This is a genomic window from Philodulcilactobacillus myokonensis, from assembly GCF_027923585.1.
Classification (GTDB): domain Bacteria; phylum Bacillota; class Bacilli; order Lactobacillales; family Lactobacillaceae; genus Philodulcilactobacillus; species Philodulcilactobacillus myokonensis.
On the sequence record NZ_BRPL01000004.1, the window covers coordinates 103,444 to 120,535 of the forward strand.

21 protein-coding genes and 1 other annotated feature are annotated in these 17,092 nt (G+C 32.8%); of the genes, 14 read left to right on the top strand and 7 right to left on the bottom strand.

From position 1 onward, the window contains the following. Positions 1-11: 11 nt before the first annotated feature. The 14 genes from aroC (at position 12) to WR164_RS07745 (ending at position 12,322) form a co-directional block, all read left to right on the top strand. Complete coding sequence (gene aroC / locus WR164_RS07680; RefSeq protein ID WP_286137027.1) at positions 12-1,178, top strand: chorismate synthase; 1,167 nt, start codon at positions 12-14, stop codon at positions 1,176-1,178. A gap of 8 nt (positions 1,179-1,186) precedes the next feature. Continuing rightward, the gene (gene aroA / locus WR164_RS07685; protein WP_286137028.1) at positions 1,187-2,488 is read left to right on the top strand and encodes a 3-phosphoshikimate 1-carboxyvinyltransferase; all 1,302 of its coding nucleotides are present in this window, start codon (positions 1,187-1,189) and stop codon (positions 2,486-2,488) included. 72 nt (positions 2,489-2,560) lie between these two features. Continuing rightward, positions 2,561-3,361 (top strand): prephenate dehydrogenase, encoded by an 801-nt coding sequence (locus tag WR164_RS07690; protein WP_373876931.1) that lies wholly within the window; start codon positions 2,561-2,563, stop codon positions 3,359-3,361. Then, positions 3,361-3,873, top strand: a complete 513-nt coding sequence (locus WR164_RS07695; protein WP_286137029.1) for a shikimate kinase — start codon at positions 3,361-3,363, stop codon at positions 3,871-3,873. Before WR164_RS07690 ends, WR164_RS07695 begins: the two co-directional genes overlap by 1 nt. Further along, the gene (locus WR164_RS07700) at positions 3,870-4,766 is read left to right on the top strand and encodes a shikimate dehydrogenase (RefSeq protein ID WP_286137030.1); all 897 of its coding nucleotides are present in this window, start codon (positions 3,870-3,872) and stop codon (positions 4,764-4,766) included. The genes WR164_RS07695 and WR164_RS07700 overlap by 4 nt, the downstream gene beginning before the upstream one ends. Continuing rightward, positions 4,756-5,499: a type I 3-dehydroquinate dehydratase gene (aroD, locus tag WR164_RS07705; protein WP_286137031.1), complete on the top strand. Its 744-nt coding sequence runs from the start codon at positions 4,756-4,758 to the stop codon at positions 5,497-5,499. The genes WR164_RS07700 and aroD overlap by 11 nt, the downstream gene beginning before the upstream one ends. 139 nt (positions 5,500-5,638) lie before the next feature. Further along, positions 5,639-6,814, top strand: a complete 1,176-nt coding sequence (locus tag WR164_RS07710; RefSeq protein WP_286137033.1) for an aminotransferase class I/II-fold pyridoxal phosphate-dependent enzyme — start codon at positions 5,639-5,641, stop codon at positions 6,812-6,814. Between the two features lie 110 nt (positions 6,815-6,924). Next, positions 6,925-7,170, top strand: a binding site (T-box leader). A 390-nt stretch (positions 7,171-7,560) separates the two neighbouring features. Next, positions 7,561-8,034, top strand: coding sequence for an S-ribosylhomocysteine lyase (locus WR164_RS07715; protein WP_286137034.1), 474 nt, complete (start codon positions 7,561-7,563; stop codon positions 8,032-8,034). A gap of 17 nt (positions 8,035-8,051) precedes the next feature. Continuing rightward, a complete protein-coding gene (locus WR164_RS07720; RefSeq protein ID WP_286137035.1) occupies positions 8,052-8,822 on the top strand; it encodes an SDR family NAD(P)-dependent oxidoreductase in 771 nt (256 codons plus the stop codon). 45 nt (positions 8,823-8,867) lie between these two features. Then, entirely contained in the window at positions 8,868-9,290 is a 423-nt protein-coding gene (locus WR164_RS07725) for a hypothetical protein (protein WP_286137036.1), read from the top strand. 223 nt (positions 9,291-9,513) lie between these two features. Beyond that, positions 9,514-10,563 carry a methionine ABC transporter ATP-binding protein gene (locus tag WR164_RS07730; protein ID WP_286137037.1) on the top strand — a complete coding sequence of 350 codons (1,050 nt, stop codon included), beginning with the start codon at positions 9,514-9,516 and terminating at the stop codon, positions 10,561-10,563. Further along, positions 10,541-11,212 (top strand): methionine ABC transporter permease, encoded by a 672-nt coding sequence (locus WR164_RS07735; protein ID WP_286137038.1) that lies wholly within the window; start codon positions 10,541-10,543, stop codon positions 11,210-11,212. Before WR164_RS07730 ends, WR164_RS07735 begins: the two co-directional genes overlap by 23 nt. Positions 11,213-11,224: 12 nt before the next feature. After that, positions 11,225-12,064 (top strand): MetQ/NlpA family ABC transporter substrate-binding protein, encoded by an 840-nt coding sequence (locus WR164_RS07740; protein WP_286137039.1) that lies wholly within the window; start codon positions 11,225-11,227, stop codon positions 12,062-12,064. Positions 12,065-12,082: 18 nt separating this feature from the next. Then, positions 12,083-12,322: a hypothetical protein gene (locus tag WR164_RS07745; protein ID WP_286137040.1), complete on the top strand. Its 240-nt coding sequence runs from the start codon at positions 12,083-12,085 to the stop codon at positions 12,320-12,322. A gap of 95 nt (positions 12,323-12,417) precedes the next feature. Here the strand turns inward: WR164_RS07745 and WR164_RS07750 are convergent, their stop codons facing one another. The 7 genes from WR164_RS07750 to WR164_RS07780 all read right to left on the bottom strand — a co-directional run bounded on the left by WR164_RS07750 (position 12,418) and on the right by WR164_RS07780 (position 17,090). Beyond that, positions 12,418-13,419, bottom strand: a complete 1,002-nt coding sequence (locus tag WR164_RS07750) for a hypothetical protein (RefSeq protein WP_286137041.1) — start codon at positions 13,417-13,419, stop codon at positions 12,418-12,420. A gap of 103 nt (positions 13,420-13,522) precedes the next feature. Further along, on the bottom strand, positions 13,523-13,849 hold the full coding sequence (locus tag WR164_RS07755; RefSeq protein ID WP_286137042.1) for a type II toxin-antitoxin system PemK/MazF family toxin: 327 nt from the start codon (positions 13,847-13,849) through the stop codon (positions 13,523-13,525). Beyond that, entirely contained in the window at positions 13,849-14,070 is a 222-nt protein-coding gene (locus WR164_RS07760) for an antitoxin of toxin-antitoxin stability system (protein WP_286137043.1), read from the bottom strand. The genes WR164_RS07755 and WR164_RS07760 overlap by 1 nt, the downstream gene beginning before the upstream one ends. 92 nt (positions 14,071-14,162) lie before the next feature. Continuing rightward, a complete protein-coding gene (locus WR164_RS07765; protein WP_286137044.1) occupies positions 14,163-15,062 on the bottom strand; it encodes an ABC transporter ATP-binding protein in 900 nt (299 codons plus the stop codon). A gap of 17 nt (positions 15,063-15,079) precedes the next feature. Further along, complete coding sequence (locus tag WR164_RS07770) at positions 15,080-15,973, bottom strand: ABC transporter permease (RefSeq protein ID WP_286137045.1); 894 nt, start codon at positions 15,971-15,973, stop codon at positions 15,080-15,082. Positions 15,974-15,984: 11 nt separating this feature from the next. Next, positions 15,985-16,803 carry a hypothetical protein gene (locus WR164_RS07775; RefSeq protein WP_286137046.1) on the bottom strand — a complete coding sequence of 273 codons (819 nt, stop codon included), beginning with the start codon at positions 16,801-16,803 and terminating at the stop codon, positions 15,985-15,987. Between the two features lie 8 nt (positions 16,804-16,811). Next, the gene (locus tag WR164_RS07780; protein ID WP_286137047.1) at positions 16,812-17,090 is read right to left on the bottom strand and encodes a hypothetical protein; all 279 of its coding nucleotides are present in this window, start codon (positions 17,088-17,090) and stop codon (positions 16,812-16,814) included. Positions 17,091-17,092: the final 2 nt, after the last annotated feature.

A 17,092-nucleotide genomic window follows, 5' to 3' on the forward strand; every position in this document is an offset into this window, starting at 1 on the left:
GATGATCATTTATGCATTTTATGACAGCTGGAGAATCACATGGACCAAGTTTAACTGGAATCTTAGAAGGCATCCCTGCCGGGTTACAATTGAATATTAAATCAATTAATCAAAAATTAGCGGATCGGCAAGGTGGTTATGGACGCGGCAATCGTCAGAAGATTGAACACGATCAAGTTAAAATTACCGGCGGGGTCAGGCATCAAATCACACTTGGTTCGCCGATTGCTTTAACCATTCTGAATCGTGACCATAAACATTGGAAAGAAATTATGGATCCTAATAGTAGTGCAACCTCACAAAATACGCTTAGGAAAGTTACCCGTCCAAGACCAGGTCATGCTGATTTAGTTGGTGGGATGAAATATCACCATAGGGATTTTAGAAATGTTTTAGAACGTTCATCTGCTAGGGAAACTGCCATGCGGGTTGCCATTGGTGCCATTTGTGAACAATTACTTCAGCAGTTAGGGATTCAAATTGTAGGATATGTAAAACAAGTTGGTTCCATTAAAGCCGATCAAAAGCAAAATTTATCAGTTGAACAGATTAACCATGAAATTACAAAAAATGATTTAAGAATTTTAAATCAGGAAAAAGTTGAACCGATTCACCATTTAATTGATCGAACAAAGCGGGATGGCGATACCCTTGGTGGAATTCTGAAGGTAATTGTCGATAATGTTCCCGCAGGTTTAGGTAGTTACGTTAGCTGGGATACTAAATTAGATGGTAAGTTAGCAGCTGCTGTTATGGGAGTTAATGCAATGAAGGGTGTTGAAATCGGTGAAGGCTTTGAAGCAGCCTCTAAATTTGGCAGTCAAGTCATGGATCCGATTGATTGGCAGAAGAAGAAAGGGTGGTTTCGTGATTCTGATCACTTAGGCGGTTTTGAAGGCGGGATGACGAATGGGATGCCATTGGTGGTTCAAGCTGCGATGAAACCAATTCCAACGTTATACAAGCCATTAAAAAGCGTGGATGTCAATACTAAACAAATTTCAAAGGCTAACATTGAGCGTTCAGATGTAACGGCGATTGTTCCGGCGTCAATTGTCGTTGAAAGTGTTGTTGCCATTGAATTAGCCAAGAGTATTACGGAAACGTTTGATGGCAGTAATATGGATCGTTTAAAACAACAAGTTACCTCTTACAGAAAAGAACTCTTAAATTTCTAGGTGAATAAATGATGAAAAAATTGATAACTGGAATAAAAAACGGATTACATGGAAAATTAACCATTCCTGGTGATAAAAGTATTTCACACCGGGCAATTATGATTGGAGCAATCAGCAATGGAATCACTGAAATTAAACACTTCCTTCTTTCAGATGATTGTTTAACTACTGTTCACGCGTTTCAAGATTTAGGTGTTGATATTGAATGTCATCATAATGAAGTCATTGTTCATGGACGAGGAATTGATAATTTAAAACCGGTTAAACACACCATGAATATGGGAAATTCCGGGACAACAACGCGACTATTGAGTGGGATTTTAGCATCGTTACCATTTCAGACAAAGTTAATTGGCGACCAATCTTTGTCTAAGCGGCCCATGAAAAGAATTAGTGAGCCCCTAAATCAAATGGGAGCAGAAATTCATTTAACAAATGGGCATCTGCCAATGACAATTAATGGGAAGAAACTTCATGCCATTCATTACAGGTTGCCAGTGGCAAGTGCTCAGGTGAAGAGTTCAATTATTTTAGCGGCATTGAATGCGGATGCTGATAGTGTGATTGATGAACCACAGTCTACCCGTGATCATACCGAAAGAATGCTCAATCAATTTAGCCCACAGACAATTATTACTGGATGGCATCAAATTTTTATCAAACATGAGCCAAAATTAATTGGCCAAAATCTAACCATTCCAGGGGATATGTCATCAGCTGCTTTCTTTATTGTTGCAGCGACTTTAATTCCTGATTCTCATATTATTTTGAAATCGGTGGGCATTAATCCAGGTCGATTAGGGTTAGTTCACATTATTCAACGAATGGGAGGTCACGTTGAATTAAAACACCCGTCCAATCCGAATGAACCAATTGCTGATTTAGAAATTGAAAGTGTAGAGCATTTAAAACCCATTCATGTTCAACATAATGATATCCCAAGTATGATTGATGAATTACCGTTGGTAGCATTATTAGCTGCTAAGGCCGATGGCATCAGTACGATTCATGGAGCTGAAGAACTGCGGTTTAAAGAAACCGATCGAATTAAGACAATCGTTTCAGAATTTCAAAAATTAGGAATTGATATTGAAGAATTAAAAGACGGTTTCAAAATTGATGGCAAAAAATTATGGCATGTTAAAAATTTAAATTTAGATAGCCATCAAGACCATCGAATTGGGATGACTTTAGCGATTGCGGCTGGCTTATTACCGAAAACTGCTAATGTCAAACTAAATCATGAAAAGTCAATTGATATTTCATATCCAGAATTTTTTAATGATTTAAACCGATTAATAACTAAATAATGGGGATGATTAAAGTGAAAACTTGTTTTTATTAGTGGTTTAGGTTTAATTGGTAGTTCCATTGCAAGAATAATTAAACAGAATCATTCTAATGTTGATATCATTGGCTATGATTTAAACCAAGCAAATGAAAGATACTTATTGAATCAGCATTTGATTGACCAATCCATGACTTTTCAAAAAGCATCACAAATTGCAGATATCATTATTTTAGCGGGTCCCGTTAACGTTATTTTGAGGCAAATCCATGTTTTATCAAATTTAAAATTAAAATCCAATGTTTTAATAACCGATGTTGGAAGTACGAAAACATCAATTTTGAAACAATCAAAGCAACTGACTGAACAGGGCATTCATTTTCTTGGTGGGCATCCAATGGCTGGATCCCAAAAATCCGGCAGTAAAGCTGGCTGGGTAAATTTATTCAATCATACTACTTATTTTTTAGTGCGATCGAATGCAACGATTAAGCAAATCAAATTATTCAAATCATTACTTGATAATCATCACATTCATTTTGTTTTTGTATCCGCATTTAAACATGATCAAATGGTTGGCTACATCAGCCATCTTCCCCATGCTCTAGCATTTTCATTAGTCCATTTAATGGATCAGAAACTCCATGGTGAATTGAAACAAATCCAAGTGGGTGGTGGATTGTTAAGCACCACTAGGATTGCAGCAGCAGATCCAACCATGTGGTCCAATATTTTTATGAATAATAAAAATGATCTAATAAAACAAATCGATGATTTTCAGAAGCAGTTAAATGATTTAAAAATGATACTTCAAAAGCAGAACCCAAAACAAATTAAACAATATTTAGAACAGTCTCAAAATATTAGGCAACGCATGGATTGGAGGAAGTCATGATGAAAGTAATCTTAATTGGTTTTATGGGGTGTGGAAAAACGACTGTTGGTAGGGAATTAGCAAAGCAAATGAATTTACCGCAATACGATTTAGATCAAATGATAGTTAAAAACTTGAATGAACCCATTTCAAATTTCTTTAAAGAAAAAGGTGAAGCAGCTTTTCGTGACTTTGAACATCAAATGTTGAATAAATCATTATCTTTAGATGGTATTTTGTCCACTGGTGGTGGAACGCCGGTCCAGAAACAAAATCAGAATTTATTTCATCAAACTAGCGTCCCCATCATGATGCTTGATGCTTCCGATGACGTGATTAGAAAACGGCTTTCGTTGGATGCTAACCGTCCGATAGTTGAAAAATTAGGGATGGATGGAATTATCAAATTAAAGCACCAACGGGATGCAACTTACCGGATGATTAGCAACCAGATTATTTTAACCGACCATAAATCACCATTAACGATTGCTAAAAAAATTATTGAAAATTTAAAAAAGGAATCTTCAAAATGACAGAAAGAATTGATGGACATACAATTTTAATTGGATTGATGGCATACCCAATTCGGCACAGCAAATCACCATTAATGCATAATAGTGCATTTGAAAAATTAGGCTTGAATTATGTCTACTTAGTTTTTGATATTGATGGGGATCATATTGCAGATGGAATCAAAGCATTAAGAACGCTTGGCATGCGAGGATCCAATATTTCGATGCCAAATAAACAAAGGGTTTTGCCATACTTGGATAAATTAGATCGAACGTCTCAATTAACCCGTTCGGTGAACACCATTGTGAATGATCATGGCGCTTTAACTGGATATACGACTGATGGAACAGGCTTTATGCAGTCATTAAAGGATGAAAATTTAAATATTATTGGTAAGAAAATGGTTTTAACCGGTGCTGGTGGCGCCGGAACCCCCATTGCGATTCAAACTGCTTTAGATGGGGTTAGTGAAATTAGTATCTTTAATAACGCAAATGATGATAAATGGGAGAATGCAAAACGAAACGTTCATATTATTAATGAACACACTAATTGTCATGCAACTTTATTTGACTTAAAAGACCGTTCCAGTTTGAAGAATGAAATCGGAAAATGTGATATTTATTGCGATGCGACAGCAGTTGGGATGAAACCACTTCAAGATCAGACTTTGATATCTGATCCTAGCTGGTTTCATAAGGATATGATTGTTTTTGATACTGTTTATGCACCGTTAGAAACAAAACTAATGAAAGTGGCTAAAAAAGCCCATGTTAAACATGTTTTGAATGGGTTAGGAATGATGCTAGAACAAGGTGCTGCCGCTTTTAAACTGTGGACTGGGAAAGAAATGCCAGTTGATTACATTCATAAAATTTTGTTTGATAGCGAAAGTGATAAAAATGAAAGTTAAAAACTTGAAAATTGGGTCAGGAAAACCAAAAATTGCTGTTCCCATAACCGGTAGTACAACCGATGAAATATTGAAACAACTTAATTTAATTTTGAAACAGAATGACTTTGATTTAATTGAATGGCGGATTGATTTTTGGAAGCAATTTAATGATGTTAATGAATTTAATTATGTTGCACAAATGATTTCCGAAAAATTAGAAGCAATTCCATTATTGATTACTTTTAGGAGTTTTAATGAAGGCGGTCAAACTAAATTAACTGAAGAACAGTATGCAAAAGTAATTCATAATATTATTAATTGCCGAGTGGCTGATTTAATTGATATTGAACTAATGCATCCTAAAAAATTAATCTTGCCATTAATTCATTTAGCTCAAAATCAAAATATTAAGGTCATTCAAAGTTATCATAATTTTAAAATCACACCTGAAAAATCAGAGATGTTAGAAAAACTTGATCAAATGCAATTAAATCATGTTGATATTGCTAAAATTGCTGTCATGCCACATACTTCGGATGATATTTTAAATTTACTTGAAGTTTCGAACTCATTTCACCATGAATCGAATCTTCCACTAATTTCAATGTCAATGGGCAATTTGGGAAAAATCACACGCGTTAGTGGTCAACTCTTCGGATCATGTATTACGTTTGGAACGGTCGGAAATTCTTCAGCACCTGGACAAATCAATTGTGAAATATTAAATCAATTTCTAAACACTTTGAATTAAAATTAATATATGCAATTGCAATTTTTAGTTATATGTACTAATATTATTAATTAATGATTAGAAAATCATTAGAAAAAGAATGGATTTGCTTGTGTTTAGAAATTAAATCCTTCACTTTCACCATTAAGGAGTGGTTTACATGGATATCTCAAAGAAATTTAATCAGACAGTTCAAAATTATAAATCGGCTGATATTGCTGGCTTTGGTCAAAGATTAGCTAAGATTAAAGGATTAATTCCGTTGACTTTAGGTGAACCGGATTTTAACGTTCCGGATCATGTTAAGTTAGCAGCAATTAAAGCCATTATTAATAATGATAGTCATTACACTTCACCAAAGGGAATCCGGCCACTTCGGGTTGCAATTTCTGATTTTATGAAACAAAAGTATGGAATTAGTTATGATCCTGATACAGAAATTACAGTTACAACGGGTGTGACTGAAGGAATTAATGCTACTTTAAGAGCCATTTTAGAGCCAGGTGATCGTGTTATTTTGCCGACCCCTGATTTTGGTGACTACATGGCTGAAATTACACTTGCTGGTGGGAAACCAACCTGTTTAGATGTTACTGATAATGATTTTATATTGACTCCGGAAAGGTTAGAAACAGCGTTTACTAAGTATGGTGATTCAATTAAAGCTGTGATTTTAAATTCACCTAATAATCCGACAGGTGTTGTTTATAATAAAGAGCAGCTTGAAGGACTTGCAAAAGTCATTAAAAAGCACCATGTCATCTGTGTTAGTGATGAAATTTATAGTGAAATTAATTACGATAAACCATACGTGTCAATGGGCCAAATCTTACCTGATCAAACGATTGTCTTTAATGGTGCTTCAAAGACGTTCGCAATGACTGGATGGCGATTAGGAATTGCTTGTGCACCGGAAAAGGCCCTTAATTTAATTAATAAAGTTCATCGTTTCACGGTCGTTAATCCGCCTGAAATTGCACAGTATGCTGCTTTAGAAGCTTTTAAGAATGGTGAAGATGATGGTGAACGGATGACTGCCGCTTACCATCAACGTCGTGATTTAGCTTGGTCAGGATTTGATCAGTACGGCTTTAAATGTCCAAAACCAAAGGGCGCTTTTTATCTCTTCCCTAAGATTCCAGAACAATTTACCCAAAATAGCTTTGATTTTGCCCTTCAACTAGCAAAAGAAGCTAAGGTAGGGGTTATTCCTGGATCAATTTTTGGCCCCGGCGGTGAAGGCCACATTCGGATTAGTTATGCTTCCAGTGTTTCTGATATTAAAGAAGCCATTCAAAGGTTGGGTAAGTTTGTGAAGAAACATGAATCAAAATAATATTTTCTCTAATTATTAGTAAAATACTTTAAAAATAAATTAAACTTTTTTTAATGAAACTGTTGACATTCATTTTAAATCGACTATGATATAGATAATCAATTAAATGAAATTAAGCAATGAAAAGATAAGTAAAGAATTGAAAACTTCTAGAAAGCTTACGGTTGATGGAAGTAAGTAGCGGACATTTCTTGAAAATGGTCTTCGAGCTTTTATACGGATAAGCTCAATGCAAGTCCGTATCGGGAACGCCTGATATCGCGTTAATGAGTCTTAATGGTTCTAAGAATGAAGGTAAATTAGCTTAAAGTTAATTTACGAATCAAAGGTGGCACAGCGAAGCATTCGCCCTTTCTATATGAAAGGACGGATGCTTTTTTATTTGGATTAAATTTTTAGGTGGTGATCTGAAACAGTATAAAAATAAATTAAATCATTAATTTTAATAACTAAGCGATGATGAGAAAAGTAGTTTGAAATTGGAAATACAGTGACCATTCGATAGTGAAAAGAACGGATGATATTTCAAATGAAAATGAGCTCAGAGCTAATAATTAGTAAAAGCTAATTATTCGGGGTAAGGCACGATATTCACCTTTGACTTCTAAATGGAGTTTACAAGGTATTAGATGAGAATCTAATATAAAATAAGGTGGTAACACGTTGATAACGTCCTTTGGCATATGCCGAAGGACGTTTTTTTAATATGTAATTAAAATATTAATTTTAGAAAGGATTGTTAAATTATGGGTAAAGTTGAAAGTTTTTCATTAGATCATACAAAGGTTAAGGCACCATACGTTCGTTTGATTGCAGCACAAAAAGGACCAAAGGGTGACATGGTTTCAAATTTTGATTTGAGATTAGTCCAACCCAATCAAAATGCAATTCCAACCGGTGGGTTGCACACGATTGAACATTTATTAGCATCATTACTTCGTGACCGCTTATCAGGATATATTGATTGCTCACCATTTGGTTGCCGAACCGGATTTCACTTAATTTTATGGGGTGAACATTCAACTACTGAAGTTGGCAAAGCATTAAAAGATGCATTAGGAGTAATTGCTAATGATATTCAATGGAAAGATGTTCCAGCCGTTAGTAAATATAGTTGTGGTAACTACCGTGATCATTCCCTCTTCTCTGCTAAGGAATGGTCGAAAACAGTATTAGATCAAGGTATTAGTTCCGATCCATACGTTCGAAAATTAATTTAAGTGGGGGGTAATTAGTGATGTTTAACGAATTAAAAGGTAAAAAGGTTTTAGTAATTGGCGGTCATCGTGGAATTGGAAAGGCCATCATTGATACCTTTCAATCGGAAGGTTCTGATTTGATTGTTGGTGATTTGATTTATAAGAACAAGAAATTAACTAAAATCAATGATCATTTTTACCAAATTCATGTTGACGTTAGAAATGAAAATGACGTTGTTTCACTAACTAATCAATTGAAACAAAAGGATTTAATTCCAGATATTTTTGTGAATGTCGCTGGAATTTCTGTCATGGATTACTTTGTGGACAGTAAAACTTCTGATTTTGAAAAAGTCTGGGAAATTAATACCCGCGGTGTTTACTTTACAACCAAGCATATTACACGGTTATTTGAAGCTGAAAAGAAGAAGGGCAAAATCATTGTCATTGATTCACAAGCTGGGAAAGCCCCTTATCTAGCAATGCCAGCATACGTTGCTTCAAAATATGCCACCCGCGGATTAATCCAGACGTTAGCACTTGAAACTGGGCATGACCATATTAATGTTAATGCTGTTTGTCCTGGAATTATTGAAACGGATATGAAACACAGGGAAAGAATCGAATCCGGAAAGTTACGGGGTCTATCAGCCAAAGACATTGAAAATGAAGATAAAAGTCAAATCCCATTGGGACGGACTGGAACCCCTCAAGATGTTGCCAATGTCGTCTTATTTCTAGCAAGTCATTTGGCTGATTACATGACTGGCCAAGCGATTAACATTACTGGTGGCATGACAATGCAATAGTACTATTGCAAATAATAATAAATTAATTTATAGGAGGAATTTCATATGTCCGCAATTACTTTAGACCGTGTTGATGAAGTCGTTAAACGTCATTTAGATTATCAATCGTGGATTCAGCAACTAATTTTAGAAACCATTCAGAATGAAACCGCTGAAAAAAAGTTGGAGTATTACTATCAAATTCCAGCTTGGACTTACCAAATTGCAAAAAATGATGGCATTTTTGAAGATCAAAAATTGTTTCAGTATTTTGAAAAAGCACTGAAAAAAGATGCTCAAAAATATTTAGATGCACATCAAATTGATGATCAAAAACCATCCGATTTATCTGATGATGATGTTTTTGCCAATGCTTTTCAATTCAGAGCAGAGCAAATTGTTAAAGATGAATTAAAAGCAAATGGATTGGCATTCCACTTTAGCATTGATACCAATACATTAGGTTATTTAATTAAAATTTTAAAATAAAGGCTTCATTAGGGATGAGTAATAAAATTTTAGATCGACAGCAAGTTATCGGCTGATGAGAGATAACACTAGATTTTATGAAGATGGTCCTTAATTTTACAATTGAATCAAAATTAAATGGAGAGTAATCACTGATTACTGAACATGGGTGGTACAGCGTAATTTTACGCCCCTAGCTTTTAATTAAAGTTAGGGGTGTTTTCTTTTTAAGGAGGGATTTAAATTGAGCTTAATTGATTTGCAGCACGTTAATAAAAGATTTGAACTTGATGATCAAAAATCACAAGTAGTTTTAAAAGATATTGATTTATCGATTCAATCAGGTGAAATTTTTGGCATTATTGGATACAGCGGTGCCGGTAAATCAACGTTAATTCGTTGTATTAATGGAATTGAAAAACCAACGAAGGGATTGGTTAAATTTGATGGGAACATCGTTAATCATTTTGATAACCCAAAATTGTTGGCACTCAGAAGAAAGATTGGGGTCATTTTTCAACAATTTAATTTAATGCCCTCAAGAACTATTTTTGATAATGTTGCTCTGCCAATCAAATATAATCATTTAAATTCGAAAGTTGTTCAATCGAAAGTGTTAGCAGCATTGAAACAAGTGGGGTTATCAGATAAAGCAAAGGAATATCCAGCAGCATTATCTGGCGGACAGAAACAACGGGTAGCGATTGCGCGGGCATTAATTAATGATCCAAAGGTAATTCTTTGTGATGAAGCCACCAGTGCATTGGATCCTAAAACAACTAAATCAATTTTAAAATTATTGAAGTGTTTAAATCGTGAAAAAGGGATCACTTTGGTTGTTGTAACCCATGAAATGGACGTTGTTGAAAATTTATGTGACCGTGTTGCCGTTTTAGACGGTGGCAAAATTGTGGAGCAGGGAGATGTTTATTCAATCTTTGCCAAACCACAATCGAAGTTAACAAGGGAATTTGTTAATACAACTTCCAAATTGTCGGTTTCAAAATCATTATTAAAAGCGGTTGCATTAAAACCATCACAACGACTAATTAAATTAACCTTTATTGATGGCACCACCGCTGAACCAGAAATTTCAATCATTTCGAGGCGGTTTCAAGTTAATGCCAGTATTATTTTGAGTGATATTAAATTAATTCAATCAAAATTGTTAGGTGGTTTAATCATTATTTTAAGTGGTGAACACCAAAATGTTTCAGATGCAATTAAGTATTTAAATTCACATAAAAAAATTGAAGTGGAGGTGTTTAACAATGCTCAACAAATTATTTCCTAACGTCATTGCTAATTTAGATGCTTTTCGGACATCGCTTCTTCAGACAATTGAAATGGTTATTATTTCTGGTTTGATTTCATTTGTGATTAGTTTATTGTTGGCCATTGTTTTAGTCGTAACCAAATCATCAGGAATTGCTCCCAATCGTGTCATTTGGAATTGTTTAGATAAAATTGTTAATCTTTTTCGTTCCATTCCGTTCATCATTCTAATCGTTGCTTTAATTCCAACGACAACTTGGATTTCAGGAACTGCAATTGGTGTTAAAGGCACTATTTTTCCACTGATTGTCGGGATTACGCCATTCTTCGTCCGACAAATTGAAACAGCATTGAATCAATTAGACACTGGTTTGATTGAAACTGGTGAAGCCATTGGTTTAACCAAGTGGCAAATCGTTAAATCAATTTATTTACGTGAAACTAGTGCAGCAATTGCACGGGTCTCAACCACGACAATTGTTAGTCTAATCGGATTAACGGCCATTGTTGGTGTCGTCGGTGGTGGTGGTATTGGTAACTTTGCAATTCAATATGGTTATCAGCAAAATCAATTTGATGTCACGATTGCTTGTATTATCGTTTTGTTGATTTTGGTTAGCATTGTTCAAATTGCCGGCACGCTGATTAGTCAGAAATTAGTTCATTAAGGAGGATCAACCATGAAGCATCATTACCGTGTTCAAGAGATAACTTTAATTGTTTTGATCTTGATTGTCGGCGGATTTTTATTGACGGGGATTCATACTTCATCATCTGAAAAAGTCGTTAAGGTTGGTGTCGTTGGGACCCAGGATAATCCCATTTGGAACCAAGTCAATCGGAACCTAAAAGCCGAAAAAGCACATGTAAAAGTTGAACCGGTTATTTTTAACGATGGGATTCCTGCTAATGAATCACTGAGCAACCACCAATTAGATTTAAATGCATTTCAACACTATGCTTTTCTAGGTCAAGAAGAGAAAACTAAGCATTATCATTTCAAAGTGATCGGCCAATCCTATTTGTCACCTTTAAATATTTATTCTAAACGGATTAAAAATGTTAGCCAAATCAAAGATGGCGATAAAATTGCGATTCCGAATGATTCAACTAATGCGGGACGTGCATTAAAAGTATTAGAATCAGCTGGTTTGATTAAAACTAATCCAGCTAAGGGAAATTTACCGACTTTAAATGATATCACTGAAAATGATCGTCATTTAGATATTATCGAAGTTGATCCAGCTGCCATTATGAAATTATTGCCTAATTTTGCTGTGGGGATTACCAACAGTAATTTTGTCCAAGCAGTCGGATTAAATCCAATGAAGGATTCAATTTTTAAAATTGCACCTAATAAAGATAATCCCAAAAATAAACCATGGATTAATGTGATTGTTGCTCGTGCTGGCGATCAGAATAATCCAGATTATCAAAAAGTAATTAAAGCTTACCAAACTAATTCGGTTCGAAAAGAAATCCATAAAATTTATAAGGGCGTCAATGTTCCAGCATTCTAGTTAAAAGAAGTGATTTGAATGAAACGGGTTCTAGCAATTAATTTTAATTATCATTCAATTAAACAAACCTTAATGAAATATTTAAGGACCACCATTAGTTTGGTGATGGTGATCGGCAACATAATTGGAATTGTAATCATTACGTTGATTGATAGGCGGTTTAATATTAATGATTTAATTACCGCATCAATTTGGGATGATGCCATCATAATTTTAATTCTATTTTTGGACTGGTTAATTGAGAAAAAACGGAGGTAAATTAATAATAATTAGACACTAAAAAATAAAAGCTCCCTAAACTAATTTATAACTACGAAGTTTGGAGAGCTTTATTTTTGATTTGTATGTTTGTTTTAAAATGTTCGATTGGAACTAAAAATTTTGTACCTAGTTGTTAAATAGGGGTGACCATTTTTGGTGAAGGTTAAACCCTCAAATTCTGCATTAGTATTGAAAACGGTTGATTTAACATCTTTTGATTTTAGATGACCAAGTTTGTTGACAGGAACTGATAATACTTCACCGTTTGATACAAAGTAAAGACGGTTGGTTTTACGATTATATGCCATTGATTGTGGGGTGTTAGCAATTTCGTCGTTACCACCTGGCGCATGGCGAACGGCTTGAACGAGATTAAAATGAACGGTTCGTTTAGTTATTTTCCCTTTATAAATTCTCAAGCTGTCTTTTCCGGATTGATCACTATATGTTTTGGTGTAACTATAGGCATTTCCCTTTCGATCAAAAGCTAATTGATCACTGATTAAATATGAATTTGAATGAATATTAATGGTTTGCATTGGTTTTAATGACCATGGGTTCATTTCCATGACTTTAGCTCGGTATGCAGATGCTCTTCCTAAAATAATCATATATAATTTATTATTAGTCGGGTTATATGCAAGCGATTGGCCATGACCTAAATTCATGATAGAACTTTTCTTTTGTTGTTCAGGATGGCTGATATTAAAACGAACAATTTGTCCCTTCATTGAATTATCATCGCCACTGACTTGATGATAAACAACAAAAAGATAATGATTATCAGGTGTGACAGTGACGTTTTGAATAGTCCCAATTGATGCGTTATAAACTGCTTTAGATAGTTTAGAATTATTTCTTAAACTAATTCTTTGATTACCGCTCTTGAAATTTAAAATATCAGGAGAGTATGAACTATCATTAGCATGATCATGATCTGAATACATGTGATTAAAAACTTCAGAAACACGATGATTAGCTCCCATTGCTGACGCTTTTTGACTAATAGTTTTAGCATCTGCATTAAAGCCAGCTGTTAATCCTAAACCAGCGATGATTGAAGTAGTTAATAATAACGTTTTTGTTTTTCTCATGAACAAAAATCCCCATTCTTGTAAATTTTAAAATGATTATTAGTGATATTTATCCACTAAAAAAGGCACCTAAATACTTTAGGTGCCTTTCTTAATGGATAAATTAAAGGTTTAGAATCATTTTTTGAACTCTAATAATTTCAAAGAAAAATGCATCAGGTAAAACTAACTTTGTAAATTTGACATCATTTCGTTTTAAATCCAAAGTAAATGTTTGGAAAGGATTGATAAATCCTTCAATACTTCCAGATTTAATTGGAATGAAGTAATCTTTTAGACTTTCATTAGCTTCTTTAACGATTGGGGCAACAACTACTAAATTAGTGATTTTCGAATATCCAGATATGCTTAGAACAACGGCTGGCATCTTTTGTTTAGAACCATTTAATTTAGTTTGAACAATGTCTTGAATCTTAGGAACATAACTCATTACTTACTAATACTCCCATCTTGTATAAAACCAGTTTGGTCACCGTTGAACTGGTGTCGACTTAAAAAATCGGCATTAGTAAAAGGGTTTTCACCAACCGGTAAATAAATAATTGCGCCGTTTCTACCTGAAAACACATCATACTTTTTACTTTTAGCCTTAATATCATTAGGTACAGTCAAAACATTTGATGTACCTACCTTTCTAATTTTTACTGACAATATAATTCACCTCTATAAAAAATTCTACATATACATTCTTAGTTTGTAAAGTAATATCGTCAATAAATTTGAAAAAATATTATTTTATGAAGCTATTTATTGTTATTTTTTACTTCCCATTTAAAAATTTCATCAAGGCTAGGGTAATGTTGATTAAAAACCGGTATATAACCGTCACTTGTCACTTTCTTAAAGATAAATTTTCCATTTTCTTGATTATCTAAAGTGATATGTGCCGTTTCGTTTTTAATTCTAAAGTTTCGAATTCCATTAAATTGTCTTAGATTATTTAAATATTTATATCCTTCAATATCTAATTTGATCCGTCCAAAATGCTTATATATTTCCTGTGGGAATCCCTTTAAAACGGTTTGTCCATGATTAAGCATTACAATGTAATCTGATAATTTTTCAACATTTTCCATGTTATGAGTAGAAAAAATGATACAACAACCATTATTTTTGGCTTCTAAAATGGCATTAATTAATAATTGAGCATTGACAGGATCTAATCCTGAAAACGGTTCGTCTAAAATGAGTAAATCAGGTTTAAACATTAAACATGCTATTAACTGTACTTTTTGAGCATTTCCTTTAGATAGTGATTCTATCTTTGATGATGGTTTGCCGACAACATTTAATTTTTTCATCCATTGATCTAATAATTCTTCGGCATCAAATCTTCCCATTCCATGTAATGCTGCAAAGTAATCGATTTGACTTTTAATACTTTCTTTAGGATATAAACCTCTTTCTTCTGGCATATAACCAATACTTAGATTATGTTTAACTTTTGAGATTGGTTTATGATTCCATAAAATTTTGCCTTCAGATGGTTCGATAAAATTTAAAATCATATGAAATGTCGTTGATTTACCAGCACCGTTTTGGCCAATTAAGCTCAAAATTTCTCCAGGTTTAATTTGAAATGACAAATCAGAAACAGCATTAAAATGTTCAAATCTTTTAGTAACATGCGATACTTCTAACATTATTAATTCATTCCTTTTTAGTGCTTATTTTTCATTGATTCTTCCATATCTAAAAAGTACGGGTTGCCATGCTTAGATGACAACAATCCATGTTGGTAATGTTTAATCGTTGGCTTTAATAAAATAAGTGAAATTACTATTTGGATAATTAAATTGAAATAGGCTTCAAAATATGAGAAATTTCCATTTGTGAGTAGTATTGGCTCTACAAAAGAGCCTGTTGGTGGAATCATGAAAATAATATTAATAAAAATTCTTGAAAAATTTATTCCAGAATCAATTATTCCAGGTTGATTAAAAAATTGAGCAATTACTGTTCCAGATGTAACTAATATCATTACAGGAATAATTGCCATGGCTGTTTGAGTTTCATCAGTGATAAATGATGAAATTTCAGCCGTCATAATAAGAATAATGAACAGTGACACTAAAATATCTAATCCAATATAAAATAAAAATGGAATTGAAATATTTTTTAAAAATAAATTTAAGATTATTGATGGTGATACTTTTTGATATATAAAAAATAGAATGCCATAAATTAACATGTGTAATAATACTAGAAAATAAATTGCTAATATTTTACCAAGCAACTGTTCTTTAGCGCTAACAATGGACATCATCATTTCCGAAATTTTATTGCTTTTATCCTGCGCGACTAGGTTTGCAATGATGGATACATAGGATATACAAATCATAAAAATAAAAAATGGAATAAATAGTCCCAGACTTGCTTTTACTTGTGAATTTGAAATTTGATTAATATGAAAATGTTTTCCAGAAAATTTGATTATGGTAATGCTTATAATAATTGGCCAAAATATTGTAGTCCAATATATAAATGATTTAATTTGAAATTTTATTTCGTGTTTTGCAATAACAAAAATTTGATTTAAGGATGAAGTTTGCATATTAAATTCCCCTAATTTAATTCAATTTGAGATTGATATTTATTTTTAACATAATAAAAGTACTTTATTAGCATTATAAATTGAAAAATAATTGCAATTATAATTAAAATTAAATTATCGTTTGTAAATAGTAATCTGCAACTATTAATTTGACTAAGAATCGGGAAAATAAATATGGATAAATAAGAAAAAATTAAGTTATGAGATGCTTTTAAAATTGCAATAATTAAGCAGCAAATAATATAAGCATATAGAGGTAATAAATATTGCGATAATCGATTCCGTTTTTTAATTTTAATGCTTAAATGTGCCGAAATAAGTAATTCCCAACCAATTGCTTCAACAAAGATAATGATCATGATTAATAATTTAATTAGTCCAATAAAAGATGGAATTGCCATAATTATATTTCCCATTTCTGGGATAAGTTGCATAAAAATCATAGTGTAAACTATATAAATAATGATAGTAATGGATACTAAATTAATAATTCCTAATAATCGTCCGGTAAATTGGATTTTAGGATCACATATTGACCATAAAAATTCGTTAATTTTAGATGAACTATCATTTTGAATTTCATAGCCAATAATATTTGAAAAAACAAATGACATTAGTAAGATTGAAATTCCCAAAATAATAAAATAATTGTTTATAATTAATTTCATAAATTGTAATTTACTATAGTTAGTTATATTAAAAAGTATAAAAATAATTAGTAAATTTATTGGCCATATAATAGCTGCCCAATATGATGCTTTTTTAATGTTTCTCTTCGTTGTAAATTTAACAATTGGCATTAATTGTTTTTGATTTGATATTTTTTCCATAATAATTCCTACTTAACATTGCTTTTATATTTCTTTTTATTAATCTTTTTTTGATGTCTTTTATAACCATATCCCCAAATCCAAACGTATGAAATAGCGATAATGAATAAAACATAGAACCAATCACTTAATCCATAACTATGATTTGATACCATTAAATAAATTGTACCAATTGAAAATAGTGTTGGGATGATACTTCCTAACCAAAAATGTTTCGTATCAGACATAACGAAAATTTCAAGTAAACATAATAATGCAATAATAATTAATATAACATTGAAAGACATAT